Source organism: Rhizobium grahamii CCGE 502 (assembly GCF_000298315.2).
GTDB classification, from domain to species: Bacteria; Pseudomonadota; Alphaproteobacteria; order Rhizobiales; family Rhizobiaceae; genus Rhizobium; species Rhizobium grahamii.
Genome location: NZ_AEYE02000008.1, coordinates 66,599 through 82,732, shown reverse-complemented (window position 1 = coordinate 82,732; position 16,134 = coordinate 66,599). Strand labels below are relative to the sequence as shown.

The 16,134-nt window shown below is 62.7% G+C and carries 18 protein-coding genes; 1 reads left to right on the top strand and 17 read right to left on the bottom strand.

What is annotated here, in order from left to right; genetic code table 11:
* The first annotated feature begins 50 nt into the window (after positions 1–50).
* Positions 51–1,244 carry an MFS transporter gene (locus RGCCGE502_RS06205; protein ID WP_016553314.1) on the top strand — a complete coding sequence of 398 codons (1,194 nt, stop codon included), beginning with the start codon at positions 51–53 and terminating at the stop codon, positions 1,242–1,244.
* Here RGCCGE502_RS06205 and RGCCGE502_RS06200 read toward each other — a convergent pair.
* The 17 genes from RGCCGE502_RS06200 to RGCCGE502_RS06120 form a co-directional block, all read right to left on the bottom strand.
* Positions 1,226–1,681, bottom strand: coding sequence for a cytochrome c-type biogenesis protein (locus RGCCGE502_RS06200; protein ID WP_016553313.1), 456 nt, complete (start codon positions 1,679–1,681; stop codon positions 1,226–1,228). The genes RGCCGE502_RS06205 and RGCCGE502_RS06200 overlap by 19 nt on opposite strands.
* Positions 1,678–3,666 (bottom strand): heme lyase CcmF/NrfE family subunit, encoded by a 1,989-nt coding sequence (locus tag RGCCGE502_RS06195; protein WP_016553312.1) that lies wholly within the window; start codon positions 3,664–3,666, stop codon positions 1,678–1,680. Before RGCCGE502_RS06195 ends, RGCCGE502_RS06200 begins: the two co-directional genes overlap by 4 nt.
* Entirely contained in the window at positions 3,663–4,115 is a 453-nt protein-coding gene (gene ccmE / locus RGCCGE502_RS06190; protein ID WP_016553311.1) for a cytochrome c maturation protein CcmE, read from the bottom strand. Before ccmE ends, RGCCGE502_RS06195 begins: the two co-directional genes overlap by 4 nt.
* Positions 4,112–5,233, bottom strand: coding sequence for a c-type cytochrome biogenesis protein CcmI (gene ccmI, locus RGCCGE502_RS06185; protein WP_016553310.1), 1,122 nt, complete (start codon positions 5,231–5,233; stop codon positions 4,112–4,114). Before ccmI ends, ccmE begins: the two co-directional genes overlap by 4 nt.
* 109 nt (positions 5,234–5,342) lie before the next feature.
* Positions 5,343–5,765 (bottom strand): RT0821/Lpp0805 family surface protein, encoded by a 423-nt coding sequence (locus tag RGCCGE502_RS06180; RefSeq protein ID WP_016553309.1) that lies wholly within the window; start codon positions 5,763–5,765, stop codon positions 5,343–5,345.
* A gap of 117 nt (positions 5,766–5,882) precedes the next feature.
* A complete protein-coding gene (locus RGCCGE502_RS06175; RefSeq protein ID WP_016553308.1) occupies positions 5,883–7,286 on the bottom strand; it encodes a sensor histidine kinase in 1,404 nt (467 codons plus the stop codon).
* Complete coding sequence (locus RGCCGE502_RS06170; RefSeq protein WP_016553307.1) at positions 7,276–7,947, bottom strand: response regulator transcription factor; 672 nt, start codon at positions 7,945–7,947, stop codon at positions 7,276–7,278. The genes RGCCGE502_RS06175 and RGCCGE502_RS06170 overlap by 11 nt, the downstream gene beginning before the upstream one ends.
* 53 nt (positions 7,948–8,000) lie before the next feature.
* Positions 8,001–8,249 (bottom strand): hypothetical protein, encoded by a 249-nt coding sequence (locus RGCCGE502_RS06165; protein ID WP_016553306.1) that lies wholly within the window; start codon positions 8,247–8,249, stop codon positions 8,001–8,003.
* 169 nt (positions 8,250–8,418) lie between these two features.
* Complete coding sequence (locus RGCCGE502_RS06160; protein WP_016553305.1) at positions 8,419–8,634, bottom strand: hypothetical protein; 216 nt, start codon at positions 8,632–8,634, stop codon at positions 8,419–8,421.
* Between the two features lie 22 nt (positions 8,635–8,656).
* Positions 8,657–12,490 carry a baseplate multidomain protein megatron gene (locus RGCCGE502_RS06155; RefSeq protein ID WP_016553304.1) on the bottom strand — a complete coding sequence of 1,278 codons (3,834 nt, stop codon included), beginning with the start codon at positions 12,488–12,490 and terminating at the stop codon, positions 8,657–8,659.
* Positions 12,491–12,523: 33 nt separating this feature from the next.
* Complete coding sequence (locus RGCCGE502_RS06150; protein ID WP_016553303.1) at positions 12,524–12,973, bottom strand: C40 family peptidase; 450 nt, start codon at positions 12,971–12,973, stop codon at positions 12,524–12,526.
* Positions 12,970–13,854 carry a phage/gene transfer agent baseplate hub protein gene (locus RGCCGE502_RS06145; protein WP_016553302.1) on the bottom strand — a complete coding sequence of 295 codons (885 nt, stop codon included), beginning with the start codon at positions 13,852–13,854 and terminating at the stop codon, positions 12,970–12,972. The genes RGCCGE502_RS06150 and RGCCGE502_RS06145 overlap by 4 nt, the downstream gene beginning before the upstream one ends.
* Positions 13,851–14,492, bottom strand: a complete 642-nt coding sequence (locus RGCCGE502_RS06140) for a TIGR02217 family protein (RefSeq protein ID WP_016553301.1) — start codon at positions 14,490–14,492, stop codon at positions 13,851–13,853. The genes RGCCGE502_RS06145 and RGCCGE502_RS06140 overlap by 4 nt, the downstream gene beginning before the upstream one ends.
* A 7-nt stretch (positions 14,493–14,499) precedes the next feature.
* Positions 14,500–15,045 carry a phage tail tape measure protein gene (locus RGCCGE502_RS06135; protein WP_016553300.1) on the bottom strand — a complete coding sequence of 182 codons (546 nt, stop codon included), beginning with the start codon at positions 15,043–15,045 and terminating at the stop codon, positions 14,500–14,502.
* Positions 15,035–15,292, bottom strand: a complete 258-nt coding sequence (locus RGCCGE502_RS06130; protein WP_016553299.1) for a rcc01693 family protein — start codon at positions 15,290–15,292, stop codon at positions 15,035–15,037. Before RGCCGE502_RS06130 ends, RGCCGE502_RS06135 begins: the two co-directional genes overlap by 11 nt.
* Positions 15,280–15,636, bottom strand: a complete 357-nt coding sequence (locus RGCCGE502_RS06125) for a gene transfer agent family protein (RefSeq protein WP_016553298.1) — start codon at positions 15,634–15,636, stop codon at positions 15,280–15,282. Before RGCCGE502_RS06125 ends, RGCCGE502_RS06130 begins: the two co-directional genes overlap by 13 nt.
* Positions 15,636–16,043 (bottom strand): phage major tail protein, TP901-1 family, encoded by a 408-nt coding sequence (locus RGCCGE502_RS06120; protein WP_016553297.1) that lies wholly within the window; start codon positions 16,041–16,043, stop codon positions 15,636–15,638. The genes RGCCGE502_RS06125 and RGCCGE502_RS06120 overlap by 1 nt, the downstream gene beginning before the upstream one ends.
* Between the last annotated feature and the right edge of the window lie 91 nt (positions 16,044–16,134).

Here is a 16,134-nt window from a genome sequence, read left to right as displayed (position 1 = left end):
ATGCGCCCGAAGCCGATAATCCTCCTTCCTACAACCGGGAGGACGAGACAATGACCCATGTGGTCACGGGGGAAGATTTTGCGCCGGATACCGCCGCACTTGCCGCCGTCATCTTCGGGGTCACTGCGTTTGCCGTTGCGCAGGGCCTGACCTATCCGCTGATTTCCCTTGTCCTCGAGCATCGCAATGTTTCGCCGAGCCTTATCGGCTTCAACGCAGGTTGTTTCGCGGCCGGCCTTGCCGTTGCAACCTTTGCGGTGACGTGGCTGTCGCGAAAGGTGCGCGGCGATCGCCTGATCGTCGCCGGCTTGATCGGTTGTGCCGTCAGCCTCTCCACCTTCGCGACTTTCGATATTTTCTGGGTGTGGTGCATCGCCCGCTTTTGTCTCGGCTTCTTCGTCAGCCTGATTTTCATGCTCAGCGAGGCCTGGCTCAATACCGCCTGCCCCGATCGCCTGCGCGGGCGCGTTTCCGGCCTTTACGGCGCCGGCATGTGCGGCGGCTTTGCAGCCGGCCCGCTGGTAATCCCGATCTTTGGCACGGAGCAGGGCTTTGCCTTCGCGCTGCTTGCCGTCTACGTCGCCTGCGTCGCCTTCCTGACGATCATCCTCACTCGGAGAGCCCGGACACTTCCCGAGCAGGCGGCATCGGGGGCGCTCTTCACCTTTGTCAGAAGCGCGCCAATGCTAATCTGCATGGTGGTCGCGTTTGCTTTCGCTGATATTGCCGCGATCTCGGCCATGCCTGTTTATTTCGTCCGCCTCGGCTATTCCGAGGCGTTTGCCGCGATCAGCGTGACCGTGCTTGCGCTGCCGACCGCCCTTGCTCAGCCGGTCGTCGGCTGGTTTCTCGACAAGACCTCGCGCTTCGGCGTCGCCATCTGCTCCGGTGTGCTTGCGGGGCTAAGTTTCATCGCCATCCCGTTTCTTCAGTCGCAGGCGGCGATTTTGGTGATGTTCGGCATCATGGGTGCGGCGAGCTTTTCGCTTTACACCTGCGCCTTGACGCTCCTTGGCGAGCGCTATGCCGGCGACACGCTTGTCGCCGGAAGTGCAGCCTTCGCCCTTGCTTATGCCGTCGGCAGTGCTGCGGGCTCATCCTCCGTCGGCGCGGTGATGGACCTATATTCCCCCTCGGCAGGGCCAATCGCGGCCGGCAGTGTGGTTCTGGCGTTCACAGCGGTGCTTGTTGCGTCCGTGGTGCGTAACCGCCTGCGCGGACGGCTCTATTCGTCGAGCAATTGACTCAGGCGAGCCTGCTCTTCGGCGGTCAGCTTGGAGCCCGTCGGTCTGCCTGCCCTCTTTCGCGCGAAGACGATCAGCGAGATACCGCCTGCGATAACAAGCAGGATCGGCGCGCCCCAAAGCAGGATCGTTTTCGTTTCAAAGCGCGGCTTCAACAGCACGAACTCGCCGTATCGCGAGACGATATAGTTCACGACCTGCTCGTCGGTATCGCCACCGGTCAGCCGCTCACGTACCAGCAGGCGCAAATCCTTGGCAAGCTCGGCATTGGAGTCGTCGATCGACTGGTTCTGGCAGACCATGCAGCGCAGTTCCGCCGAAATCGCACGGGCCCGCGCCTCGAGCTTCGGATCGGCGAGAACCTCATCCGGATTGACGGCAAAGGCCGGAACGGAGGAAAGAAGCACTGCCAGCACGAGCAAGATACGCCGGATCATTCTGCCGGCTCCATCCCCGGACGCGCGGGCTTTGCTCTTCGGCTGGGCGCGCCGACGCGCAACCGGCGATCGCTCAGCGAAACGAACCCGCCGATCGCCATGATCACTGCTCCACCCCAGATGCAGAGGATGAAAGGCTTCCACCAGATGCGCACGACAATGCCGCCATCGTTCGTCGCGTCCCCGAGCGACATGTAGAGTTGGCTAAGGCCGAAAGTCAGGATCCCGGCCTCGGTCGTCGGCATCTGGCGCGCTGTGTAGACCCGCTTCGACGACCAGACATCCGCGACCTCGACACCGCCACGGCTGACGGTGAAGTGACCCCGCTCCTCGCTATAGTTCGGTCCGGTCGCCGGCTTCATACCGTCAAAGCGCACGGAGTAGCCTCCGGCCTCAACGGTCTGGCCGGGCTTCATCTCGACGACATGTTCGCTTTGGAAGGTGGTGACCGTGACGATGCCGAGGACTGCAACGCCGAGCCCGGCATGAGCGAGCGCCGTCCCGAACGCCGAGCGTGGCAGGCCGGCCAGACGCTTCCAAGCAACGGACGCAGCAACCTTGCCCACGCCAGCCCGATACCAAAGATCAGCAATCGCCCCGAAGACCAGGAATAACCCCGCGGCCAGCCCAACCGCGGCAAGCACCGGGCCGCCGTGCTCGACATAGAAGAACGCGACTGCGGCAACGAAGGCCAGGATCGCGACCAGATAGAGCCGCTGCAGAACAGCGAGCAAGTCACCGCGCTTCCAGGCCATGAGCGGTCCGAAAGGAACGATGACCAGCAGCGGTGCCATCAGCAAGCCGAAGGTCATATTGAAGAAAGGCGGTCCAACCGAGATCTTATCGCCGGTCAGCGTCTCCAGCAGCAGCGGATAGAGCGTGCCGGTCAGGACGGTGCCGCAAGCGACCGTCAGAATGAGATTGTTCAGGACAAGCGCCCCTTCGCGAGAGATCGGCGCAAACAGGCCGCCCGCCGAGAGCAGCGGCGCGCGAAACGCGAACAGTGATAACGCCCCGCCGATGAAGATCAACAGGATGCACAGGATGAAGACGCCACGCGAGGGATCGCTGGCAAAGGCGTGCACCGAGGTCAAAACGCCCGATCGCACAAGAAAGGTGCCCATCAGCGACAGCGAGAACGTCAGGATGGCGAGCAGAACCGTCCAGATCTTCAGGGCCTCGCGCTTTTCCATGACAAGCGCCGAATGCAACAGCGCCGTCCCGGCAAGCCAAGGCATGAACGATGCGTTCTCGACTGGATCCCAAAACCACCAGCCGCCCCAACCGAGCTCGTAGTATGCCCAGTACGAGCCCATTGCGATGCCTAGCGTCAGGAACGTCCACGCGGCCAGTGTCCAGGGGCGCACCCAGCGCGCCCAGGCTGCATCGATCCGTCCTTCGAGGAGAGCTGCCACGGCAAAGGAAAAGCAGACCGAAAAGCCTACGTAGCCGAGATAGAGCAGCGGTGGGTGGATCGCGAGGCCAACGTCCTGCAGAACGGGATTGAGGTCCTTGCCCTCGGCAGGCGCCGGATCCAGCCGCATGAACGGGTTGGAGGTGAGAAGGATGAACAGAATGAAGGCGACCGATATCCAGGCCTGCACAGAAAGCACATTCGCCCGTAGCGTGTCGGGCAGGTTGCGCCCAAAGGCGGCAACCAATGCGCTGAACAGCACCAGGATCAGCAGCCAGAGCATCATCGAGCCTTCGTGATTGCCCCAAACCCCGGAAAACTTGAAAAGCAACGGCACCAGCGAGTGCGAATTTTCCCAGACGTTCGCTACCGAAAAGTCGGAGACGACGTGAGCGTAGGTCAGCACAACGAAGGAGAAGGCCACCAGCGCGAACATTGCGAGGGAGCCGACGGAGGCCACATCCATCATCGCGCGGTCAAGGCGCTTTGCACCGATAATCGGAACGACGGAAACGATAAGTGCTGTAGCAAGCGCCAGGATGAGCGCGTAGTGGCCGATCTCGATGATCATTGCACTGCTTCCCCTTCTTTCCAAAGGCCTTGCGCCTTCAGCTTGTCGGCGACTTCCTTCGGCATGTATTTCTCGTCATGCTTGGCGAGGACCGTATCGGCCGTGAATACGTTGCTGCCGGTTTCGAAGCGGCCCTCGGTTACCACTCCCTGCCCCTCGCGGAAAAGATCCGGGAGAATGCCGGTATATCGCACCCAGACGAGATCGCCGGTCGCGTCGGTTACCGCAAACTGTACCGTCGATCCGGCGCCGCGGATGATGCTGCCCTCGCCGACCAGACCGCCGAGCCGGATCCGGGTTCCCGGCGGCACCGGGTTCTTGGCTATATCTGCCGGCATGTAGAAATAGGCGACAGACTGGCTAAAGGCGAACATGACGAGCAGCACGGCGGCAATGATGAAACTCATCCCGCCACCGATGATTGCCAAGCGCTTTTGCTTGCGCGTCATTCCGTCGTCCCTTCCGTCGCGATATCGAGCTCTCGCGCGAGCGCCAGCAGTTGTTTTCCCTGCTCGCTGCTGGCCGGAAACGCTGCCAAGCCGCGTTTCAAGGCTCCAACCGCACGATCCTTGTCCTTCAATACGACATAAGAGCGAACGAGCCGCAACCAGCCTTCCAGATTGTTCGGGTCTTCGGTGAGCTTGGCATCGAGACCTTCCACCATGCCCTTGATCATTTGCTGCTGATCGCCGGCGTTCATACCCTCGGCAGCCGCAACGTCTGCCGCAGTCGGATTGCCCGGAGCGTTCGGGGCCGCGCCGCCGTTCTTGGCGATATGCTCGGCGACCAGCGGCAGCCATGGCGCATCGTCGGGCGACTGCTTGGCGAGCGCCTCGAAGGCTGCCTTGGCATCAGCGGTCCGACCGGCCTGTTCCAGGCCGAGCGCCAGATAGAACCTTGCCTTCGGATTGTCCTGCTGCAGCTGAAGCGACTGCTCGAGCACCTTCCGCGCATCCTCGGTGACGACGCCGTTTGAGGTCGCCATCAGCGTTTCGGCAAGCCCGTCGAGGCGCGCGGCGCTTGGGCCGAGCAGGCGGATGGCATTCCGATACGCATTCTCGGCATCGGCAACGCGCATGGTGTTGAAATAGATCGGGGCCAGAACGTCCCAGCCCTTGCCGTCATCGGGATTCTCCGCCAAATGCCGCTCGGCCTTGGCGACCAGGATCGTCATGTCGTTGCCTGGGTTCTCAAGTCGGGCTTCCAGCGGCTGAGACGGCAAATCCGGTCGCCCCACCAGAACGTAAAGACAGAGCCCCACGATCGGCAGAAGAAGCAGGACAAAGGCTTCTGCCAGACGGTGATGCTTTGAGAGCTTGCGATCGTCGGTCGGGGCGGCCGAAACGGTAATCAGGCGCCGGCCGATTTCGGCACGGGCATAATCCGCTTCGTCGGCCGAAATCAGCCCGCCAGCGAGGTCGCGATCGAGTTCCCGCAACTGATCGCGATAGACGGCAGCCTCCCCCGCGCGCGCGTCATCGACCGCTTTTGCTCCACGCAAAAGCGGATAAAGCAATATGGCGGCAACAACCGCCGTCAGAACGGCCACAAGAATCCAGAAAAGCATAGCCGCCAAATACTCGAAGCAAACGTCTATTCCAATAAGCAAAGCCGCAATGACAATTATTTGAGGCGTTTGGCCGCAACTTATCGCGAGCCATCAATTCTACAGCAGCTTAGCCAAGGGGCGACCAGCTGCCGTTATCGTTTCGGCAGGCCACACCTCGCGCGACCGTCTCCTTGCCATCGATGGTGACGCTGTGGGTATATTGACGGCAATTTTGCGAGCCCACCTGGTAGGGCGCAGCCGCGACCACCCTGCCACTGACGTTGCGTCCGCTCCAGACGACCGGCTGCCCCACAGCGGCGCCCTCCAGAGCGCGATATTCCGCCTCAAGCGCACGCTGACGGTCGCTGCTGCTGAGTTCCACACCGCTGCGAGCGATGATACCGCCTTGCAAGGCTGAAATATAGGTCGCCGAAGCTGGCGGCTTCCTCGAGAAAAGACCGCCCGAGCTGCTTTTCGTCGACTGGCACCCGGAAAGCGTCATGGCGACGAGAAGCGAGGAAACGATCATGCCTTGCGAACGTAGCATCATTCAGCCGAACCAGAACCAGGTGTCAATCAACGCAGCCACACGCGCACCACGCGGTGTCGGCAACAAGGCAAAGCATGCTATGCAAAGGCCTGGGTCTATGTGACATCAAGCAGTTGCTCACGCAACATCCTTTGTGATGCCCGGCAAAATAAGGCGGGCCTTCAGCCCCTGCCATTCGCCGCGGGACAATTCGAGCCGCCCTTGGTACTCGTTGGAAATCTCCGTCACGATCGAAAGTCCGAGCCCCGTACCGGGTTTGCTTTCATCCAGCCGCTTGCCACGCTTCAGCGCCTCGCGAATCTGATCGGGCTCCAGCCCCGGTCCGTTGTCCTCGACGACGAGCTCGACCCAATGGCGACGTCCGCTGCCGTCCGCGCCCTTCACCTCATCAGGCGCCTCTGAAACGGAGAGGCGAACCTTGGTGGCAGCAAAGCGAGCGGCGTTCTCAAGCAGGTTGCCGACGACCTCTTCAAGGTCCTGCTGTTCCATCGCGACCGCGAGGTGCGGCGGTGTCACGGTCAGTTCGAATTCCTTGTCGACGTTCAAACGTCGCATAACGCGCACGAGCCGTTCAAGGGCGGGCTCGGCATCGGTGCGGGCGAGCACGGATTCGCGCTGCGCTGCAATGCGGGCACGGTTCAAGTATGATTGCACTTGCCCTTGCATCGCCTCCGCCTGGCTGCGCACCAGATCTCCGTGCGAGCGCTCCAGCACGCGTGCCTCGTTGAGCAGCACCGCGATCGGTGTCTTCAGAGAATGCGCAAGGTTGCCGACCTGCATGCGCGCCCGCTCGACGATACGGCGGTTGCTGTCGATCAGAGCGTTGACTTCGTTTGCCAGCGGCAGGATTTCGCGCGGAAAATCGCCCTTCAACGCCTCGCTCTCACCGGCGCGAATACGCTCAAGCGCCGCGCGCGCCTTGTCGAGCGGCTTCAAGCCATAGAGAATGGCCAAAGCGTTGACGATCAGACTGCCGACGCCGAAGCCAGCCAACGCCAGGTAGAGACTGTGGGAGAAATTGCGGACGTCATCCTCGACCACGTCGACGTTGCCGCTGACGCGGAAGCGCGCGGCACGACCGTCGGTATCTAGCACAACCTCGGTTTCAGCAACCTGAATCCGGTTCCCCGAGGCATCAGTCACCTGATAGTAGCGCTCATAGTTCTTGTCGAAGGGCGCTTCGAGAACGGACGGAACAGGGATCGAAGCCGAACCAAGCGAGGGTGAGACCAGTGGTTGCGCGGTGTAAGTGCCGAGCGGCTCTACGAGCCAATACCAGCCGGTCTTCGGCTGCGCGAAGCGGAGGTCGCCGAGCTGCGGACTGCCGTTCAGCGCCCCTTGGTCGCCGATCGTCACGGAATTGACGACGTTGTAAAGCTGGGCGCGCAGCAGGTCTTGAAAGCCGCGCTCAGCGCTTTTCCGGTAAAGCGTCGAGATCAGCAACCCGATGACGACAAGCGCGACGGTCGACCAGATCGTGGTCAGCAGCAGAACGCGCGCAGTAAGCGACTTAATTCGCATTTTTCGGCGCTTGGATGCGGTAGCCAAGCCCGCGCACCGTTTCGATCAGATCAACGCCCATCTTCTTGCGAAGGCGCCCGACGAAAACCTCGATCGTATTGGAATCGCGATCGAAATCCTGGTCGTACATGTGCTCGACCAGCTCGGTGCGCGAAACCACTTCGCCCATATGGTGCATGAGATAGGAAAGCAGCCGGTATTCGTGCGAAGTGAGCTTCAACGCGACGCCATTGACTGTCGCCTTCGAGCTCTTGGTGTCGAGGCGCACCGGGCCGCAAATGATCTCGGAGGACGAATGCCCCGCCGCGCGGCGGATCAAGGCACGGATGCGCGCCAGCACTTCCTCGACGTGGAAAGGTTTGGTGACGTAATCGTCGGCACCGGCGTCGATGCCCGCGACCTTGTCGCTCCAGCGGTCGCGCGCGGTGAGGATCAATACCGGCACGCCGCGCCCTGCCCCGCGCCACTTCTCGAGCACCGTCACGCCGTCCAGTTCCGGCAGGCCGATATCGAGAATGATTGCGTCATAAGGCTCGGTATCGCCGAGGAAGTGGCCCTCCTCGCCGTCAAAGGCCTGATCGACGACGTAGCCGGCTTCCTTCAACGTGTCGCTGAGCTGCCGGTTCAGGTTGACATCGTCTTCGACTACCAGAATGCGCATCGGTCCGCTTTGCTCCGCTTGATCTCTTAGGCGTCTAGATAGGGCGATTCTGCCTACATCGGAACCTTGACGGTCACTTTACGCGGGCGCTGTCCGTTGCCTTGGACGAGGACGGTGATAATGCAGCTATCGCCCAGAGGCTGGACGGAAAGGAGCTGTCCTCCCGTTTTCTCCACAACCTCGCGTGCGGCCTCGCTGCAATCGCCTGCAACGCGCACCGTCAGGGTACGCGGATTATCCGGTGAGGGCGACGTTACCGCCAGCCCTGCGGCTAGCGCTGCGACGCTCAAGGGAGAGGCCATGTGCAATGCTTTCAATGGATACCAACTTGGCCCAGACTATGTACTCAAGCCACCTGAATGGCAAATGAATGCCTTGTAATCCCTGATGTTTAGAACAGTTTTGAATTCGCGCCACGCGTGTTCAAAAATGTGGGTCGGCGAACGATGTCTTCCGCTCGCCGCGCCGGCTTTAAGGGGCGGATTTGATCGCCGCCTTGGCAGTGACACGCCCGTAAACGGCAAGCAGGCCACCCAGCGCGCCGGCTATGTTGACGACCGAGTCGACCAACTGGCTCTTGTCTGCCGCAGCAAGGTCGATGCCGGCAAAATGCAACACGGATGCGACGATCGAGATCAGCGCGCCCCAAATGGTCTTCGAACTGTACCAATCCTTCAGATCTATCATCTTCTCTCCTTCACGATGAAATTTAGAAAGCACATGTCACGCGTGCAGGAATGCCGAGCGGCACGCGTTCGCCCAGTTGCCGAATGCGCAGGCTGAGACTGTTTTGCGGTTGTCCGAAATCGGCAAGTTCGTAGGCGGACGGATAGATCCACTGCGCCCTGTCGGATTCGTTCACTCTCAGAACGACGTCGCCATCCAGAATTTCGACGCGGTACCGCTCGAACGGCTCGTCGAGGGGAATATCGGCTGCGAGCCAACTGTCGGCGCTGTCGCGCCCGCGCCTGATCCAGGTGATCTTCACGCCGTTGTCGCCGCGTGCGCATCGGATGTGGACGGGGGCAAGCGGCGTCTGCGCCCGCAAGCCGCCCTCGAAGGCGAAGGGACCTGTCTTCCCCGTTGATGAGGCCGTTTCGGCGATCCAATTCAATCGCAGGCCCATTTCGTCGCTGCCGAGGCCAAGCGGTTTCACCGCCTCGTCGAGCAGCACGACGGCCGATCCGGCTGCTGCCCCGGAAAGCATCGCGTCCTCTGTGCCGGCAAGCGCTCGCAACAGGCCGCGCAGCGCCCAACGCCCGCTCGCTATCTCCTCGGCCTCGCGAAACGCGAGGACCTCCCAGGCACCGCTCGCCGACAGGGCCGCCAGAAGGTTAGCGCCGTTCAGGACTGAAGTCGCAGGTGCCGAGGCGAGGCCGCCATAGGGCAGATCGAGTTCAAGCGGTCGCGACCAGTCAAAGCGGCCGAGAACCCCTGCAGCAAGCGCACTTGTCAATGTGCCGATCCGCGCCGGCCGATCGAGCAGCACCCTACCCTTGTAACCTTCGCTCGTAGGAGACGACGACAGCCCGACCGTTGTCCACGGTTTTGCAAAGACTGCGCCCCGCGCATAGCTCGACGGATCGTTGCCATCGAACCGCGGCAGGTCAATCAAGTGGACGATCGGGGAAAACAGGTTCGAGCCGCCCTCGCCGCTCGGCTTTCCGGCGGCAATCGTCCCCGCCGTAATGCCGAAAGACGAGGCGAATTCGCGCGCCTCCACCCGGCGTGCCTCACCATCCTCGACGCGGCTGATCAGGAACTGGCCCGGTAGTCCGGGCAGCGCAATTACGTCGCCAGTCTGGATACGCACCTCATTCGGCGGCAGGGAGAACCGGATGGACCGCCGGGCAACGCGATTGTCGCGCAGCAATGCCTCGGCGGCGGCAAGCGCCGTCTCCTCGGGCATGACGGCATTGAGGTCCTGCTGAATGATCCGATTTGTCGATTGCGACACGCGATGGGAGCGAGCGCTTGCCTGCTCGTAATCGAGGTCGGGATTGTAGAAGCTCAGCAGGGCTTCAGCCGCAAAATCACTGTCATGACCACGCGCTTCCTGCCATAGCGGCTCGTCTTCGCGGTCCACAAGAATTTCGACCGGCAGCGCCGGCAGGCTCGCCCGCATGCGCGACCGGAAGCGCAGACGCCCCGCATCCTCGATCGCATCGATCTGAAACGCTTCCAGGAGCGGTTCGATCAGCCTGCGCGCGGATGCGATATCCCCCTGCACATATCCCAACAGATCGCCGCTCACCTCAGACACGTCGAAATCGTCAAAGCCGTGATCTCGCAGCAGAGCAGCCACCACCTCAGCCAGCGTGCCGCTGCCGAGCCTGCCGTTCAGCCAATGTCCGATACGCCAGTTGGCACCGTCGTTCCATGTCGAGGTATTCTGTGGAAAGGCCGGAAAGGGCCGCGCGTCCCACGACCAGACGAAAAGGTGCGCCGGATCGACCATTCCGGCCGGAGGACCGCCACTGCCCCACCACGTGTGATGGGCCTCCAGAAAACGCCGCTGCATGGTGTCGGCGCGCGTTCGGTTGGAAAAGTAGGGGACAGCACTTTCCGCCGACTTCGGATCGGCAAAGATGTTCGGTTGGTTCGCGCCCTTATCGATGGCACCGCAGCCTAATTCGGTGAACCAGACAGGTTTGCTGCGCGGAAGCCACTTTGTCGGCGTCGGGATTTCCACGCCGCCGATCCGCTCATGATGCGGATCGGACCACCAGCCCGCGATATCCTTGTAGCGGAAAACCCAAGGCTTTCCGACAAACCCGTCCGAAATCGGACTACGCTGCCTCGCCCGGCGAGCCGCATCGCTCGCGTAATACCAATCGAAACCCTCGCCTGCAGTGATCGCGGTGGTCAGCGCCTGGAAGTCATCGCCGGTCCGGAAACCATCAGGATTGGCGTTCGCGAGATCGTCGTCCCGCCAGTCCGCCAGTGGCATGTAGTTGTCGATGCCGATGGCATCGATCGCCGGCGACGACCAGAGCGGATCGAGGTTGAAATAGACGTCGCCGCTTCCATCCTGCGGATGGTAGCCGAAGTATTCGCTCCAATCGGCACCGTAAGTCAGCCTCGTCGCCGGCAGGAGCGACTTCACATCGGCTGCGAGAGCCGTTAGCGCCGCGACGAACGGGAAGCCGTTGGCTCCATCGCGCACCTGCGTCAGCCCGCGCAATTCCGATCCGACAATGAACCCGTCGACACCACCAGCCGCCTTGGCCAGTTGCGCGTGGTGCAAGATAAAGCGGCGGTAGCTGGCCTCGCCGCCACTGTAGGCAACACGCTGCCCGTCGACGGAAAAATCTGTTGCCTGCGTCGCCCCTGTGAAGGCAGACAGCTGGCTTGCGGCTTCGCTCGTTCGGTCCACAGTTCCCGCTTGGCCAATCGCCGGATGGCAGGTGATCCGTCCGCGCCAGGGATAGGCAGGCTGAGCCGAAGCCCCATAGGGATCCGGGAGGCTGTTGCCGGCTGGAATATCCATCATCACAAAGGGATAGAGGTAGACAGCAAGCCCGCGAGCCTTGAGATCGGCAATTGCCGAGACAACACTCGCGTCGTCGGGCGTGCCGCCGTAGGCGGGACCGCCGCCGCTCCTGCTGACCAGGTGGGCGGTTCCGCGCGAGTAGCCGGAGAGCGACCATGGGCTGCTTTCGTTGCGCGCCGACACTTCCACGCCCGGCAGGATCTGACATTCGCCCGCACGCAGGTCGGTCCCGAACCATGAGACGACAAGCGCAACACGCTCGAGATTCGGGCAGAGCGCCGTCAGCTCGTCGATCGAGACCTCCCAGTCGGTCAGCCCCTGCAGGCTGTTGCGGTTCAGGACTCGCGCGCTGCCTGCCCCGGTGCTTTCGGAGACGGCGACGGTGCGATAGCCATGCTCGGTCGCGCCCGGGATGATACAGACAGCCTTGATCTGGTTTTCCAGCGTGCCGATCGGGCGGACCACCTCGAACTGCAGCAGCGGGATGCGGTTGCCATAGGCATCCAACGGCAGCCGCTCGAAAACGACGTATGCAAGTCCACGATAGGCCGGCGCCATACCCGCGCCCTGCTTGGCCTCGATCAGGGGATCCGGCTGCTGCTCGCGGTCGCCGGAATAAAACCGCATTTCGATCCGCGTCAGATCCAGTTCCTTGCCATCCGCCCAGACGCGGCGAACCCGGGCGACGGGTCCCTCGCAAAGCCCGATCGCCAGATTGGCAAAGTAGCGAAAGGTCTCGACCCGCGGTCCGCTCGACGACTTTCCGCCCCTGCGCTCGCTGGTCACCTGCTCCTCGAAACGCGTCGCCCAGATCAGTGTGCCGCCAATCCGGGCCGTTCCGTAAGCCCTGTTGATCGCCGTCCCTTCGTCTGCGCCGGGAATGCGCGCGGTCGATAGGTGTGCCCCGCGAACGGTCGATCCGCGCGAAAGCAACGCATGATCGACAACGCTTCCGGCGAGCGCGCCGGCTGCGCGGCCGATGATGGCGCCAACCGGGCCGAAGACGCTGCCGAGCGCCACGCCGGCCGCCTGAAACAGAAGTGTTGCCATGAACCACCGGAAAATGAAGAGGAATTGCCGGCTTCAGCCGGATACGGAGCAACGTTCGGGAAAGCGAAATACAGCCACAATCCGCCTGCGCCAGCTCGGCACCAGCGGCGAACAGACGACCGAAGCCTGCTCATAGGCATGGATGAATTGCCGTTCGCCGGCCAGAATGCCGGCATGCTTCGCCGCCATATCCGGCCGCCAGCGGAACAGCAGCACATCGCCCGGCTGCGCTTGCGTCAGCGGCAGCGGCGTTCCGAAGTGCTTCAGCGCCGCCGCCACCAAGCGATCCGTGCCGCTTCGCTCGGCCCAGTCGGGCGCATAGGGCGGCGGGAGCTCTGGTTCCCCGCCATAGACCTCCCGCCACACGCCACGGATCAGGCCGAGGCAATCGCATCCAACGCCCTTGGTCGACGCCTGGTGGCGATAGGGCGTTCCGATCCAGCTCTCGGCGGCGTTCACCACATTCTCTGCAACGGGTCTCATTTGAACAGCGGGCTCCCGTCGTGAACGGTCTCGCCATCGGCGTAGGTATAGGCGAAGTCGGCGCCGGGTATGTGGGGGAATCCTTTGAAATTCAAATGGTTGGAAAACTTTGTTCGGCAGGTGGCAAAAGCCTTGTCGCATCCTGCCGTCAACCGGACCCGGTCGCCGACGTCAGGCAGGACGGTCAGCGGCAGCCACAATGTCACCTCGCCTTCCGTATCAGAATACGACTCGGCGATCCCGCCTTGCCCCTCGGCTACGCCATCAAGAAAAGCCAGTTCCCCGAAACGGAAGAAGCCGTCGCCCATGCTGCCGATACCGGACACTTGGATGTGGCTTTCATCGCGCACCAGCGCCACGATGCCTTCAGCGCGAAATTGCGGTTGGGCCAGATCGACATCGCACCTGCCGTCCCCAAGCGCCGCATCACAACGCCTGCCGTAGACGCGCCCCTGCGGCTGGTTCAGGCGATGAGCAAAGCTTCGAAGCTCGGCACGAAACTGACCGGCATCGCGAACGACCTCGCCGATTTCCTGTACCTTGATCAGCAAGTGTTGCGCCGGCACCGACCAGTTGACGAGGAACACTTCGACGCGGGCGCCGTCATAGGCGCCGCGTTGAAGGTCGTCCTCTGTGATCGCACCGCTGGAGAAGCCGCCCGCAACGTCGCTGGTCGCCGCAGGGAGACCGGCCTCCTCCTCAGTCGCACTTGCGGAAAAACCGCTCGCGGCCGTGAAGCCGGTATCGGCGAATGCGAGGTCATGATCATGGTCGGTGAAACCAAGAACAACGCCATCCCGCCTCGTTACGCGCCAGGCATGGCAGAGCGTCGTCGCGTCACTATTGAGGTGTATCGCCAGAGAGGGGTCGATGGTTCTCACGGCACAATCTCCGTCAGCGGAATTGTCGGAATACGGCCGGCGTTGAAGGCCGACAGGTTGACGTCGATCCGGCCGGTCGCGAAGCGAACCGGCACATCGAATTCGAACCCTGCGGTGACGAGCGCGCCCGCCGCTGGAATATGACCGGGAGCGAAGCTGACGAGGCCCGTCGCCGTATCGCAGGCAAAGGCCGAAGGACCCTGTCCAACGCCACCCACGGCAATGATCAAGGAGCCCGCCGCCGGCTTGCGAATGGCTCGAATGCTGCTGGCGGCCGTATCCCCGTAGGTCTTAACGAGCTGGAAGCTTGCCGTCGCACCGTCCCCAGTGCCGATGAGCTGATCAAATGCCGTTACCGGCATATCCGGTCGCCCGGACCTGCAATCGACCGGATCACGAAAGCGGAAACCATAGAGTTCGCCGCTGCGCGCCTCGAAGAACTCGAGCACCTCATAGAGGTCGGCGACGGAGCGCAGGCCCGAGCCGGCATCATAGCTGCGCCGCGCGTCGCGCCAGCGGCTGTTGCGGCTCTCGCGGCCGTTGGAAAGGTTGACAATATCGGTGCGTCTGACTGGGCCGCCGCTCGTCGACAGCGACAGGCGCAGCGGAAAGCGCACCTCGTGGAAGCCGTTTGCCATGATTGCCTCAGAGGTTGCGCTGGCCGCGCATCGCCGTGCGCGCCAGCATCGCAGAGATCTGCGCTTCGCTCTTCTGAAAGCTCTGCGCATCCGAAGTCGTAACGTTGAAGACGATCTGCGGGCCGGCGGATTCGCCTGACGCGGCAACACCGAGCGCCCCGTCCGCACCCCGTTTCAGCGGCAGGATCGCCTCGCTGCCGGCTTCGCCCATCAGGCCCATGTTGCCGCCCATCGGGAAGTAGGTCGGTTGCGAAACCACGCCGCCATCGGCGAAAGGCAGGAGCTTGCCGAAACCGCCGAGCAAGCTCGACGCAGCGCCCGAGATCATCGTCTCCAGCGGCTTCAATCCGGCCGACAGCGCGATATCGGCCAGCCGATTGCCGAGGCTGCGCAGCACATCGTCGAGACCCTTGCCGCCATCGGCAGCACTGCGCAAGGCGCTCGACAGGGCCGAGCCGAACGAGCGCGAGCGGGTTTCGAGACCGTCGAGCGTGCGTTGCAGCGTCTCGGCCTGCACGGCCATGGCGGAGAGGTCGGTATCGTCAGTCTCCATGATCGTTCCTTGGTTTCGAGGGTGTCAGACTGTCCGGAAACTGCGCCATCAGCGCGCCGAGATCGGCCCTGGCCACGGTGCTGCGCGGCGTCAATCCGCCTGCAACGGCATGAAATTCAACCGGCGTCATCGCCCAGAAGATCGCGGGAGGCAGCCGCAGCAGACAGAGGCCGACGTGGAGGACACGCGCCCAGGGGAAAGGCGTCGCGCGATCGGTCTCGATATCTGCTGCGGCTAGAGGGGGCACGCGGCAATCTCCGCGCTTTCCCCCATGAAGGTCGCGGCGAGCAGCTTGCCGACGACGACAGCGCAACCGGCGATGCCGCCATCGATGCTCGCCTCCGCCACTTCCTGATCGGAATACAGATTACCGCCGCCGCGAAGGCCCGCGCCGATGATGCGGATCATGTCGGCCGCCTTCAGCTGCCCGCCCGAAAAGCGCTCGGCCAGACCGACGAGATTGTCGGCGGAAAACGCCGTCTCCAGTTCCGCCAATGCGCCGAGTGTCAGGCAGAGAATGCGCTGTTCGCCATCGATGACAGCCTCGATCTCGCCACGGCGCCGGTTCGCCCTTGCTCCCGCCGCCCGCATCAGAGCGCCTCGAAGCTGATGGCGCCTGCCGATTCCAACGCCAGCTCGAACATCACCTCGCCGTTGTACTGGCCGGAATATTCGAGCGCGCTCGCCTGGAACGGCCCCGTCACCATGCCGAAGTCGGGGACGATGATCTGCCAACTCAGGATCGAAGCATTGAAGAAGGCGTTCCGCACCAGGCCATCGGAGACTGCATCCTTGAAGATGCCGGCGCCCGAGACCGACGCACGCTGTACACCCCCGCCGCCCAGCAGCTCGCGCCAGCGCCCGGCGCTCTCGGCGTCAGTGACGTCGACCGTTTCGGTATTGAAAGCAAGCCGTTTCGACCGCAGCCCCGCCACCGTTTCGTAAGCCGTTCCGTTGAATATCTTCAGGAGCAGGTCCTTGCCCTTCTGCGCCACCATTGTCCGATCCCTTCGTGAAAACTGGCGCAGCCGGCGCCGTTGGTGTCATCCACTTGTCACTTTCAACCGTCAGGCGAAGCTGCTACGACCT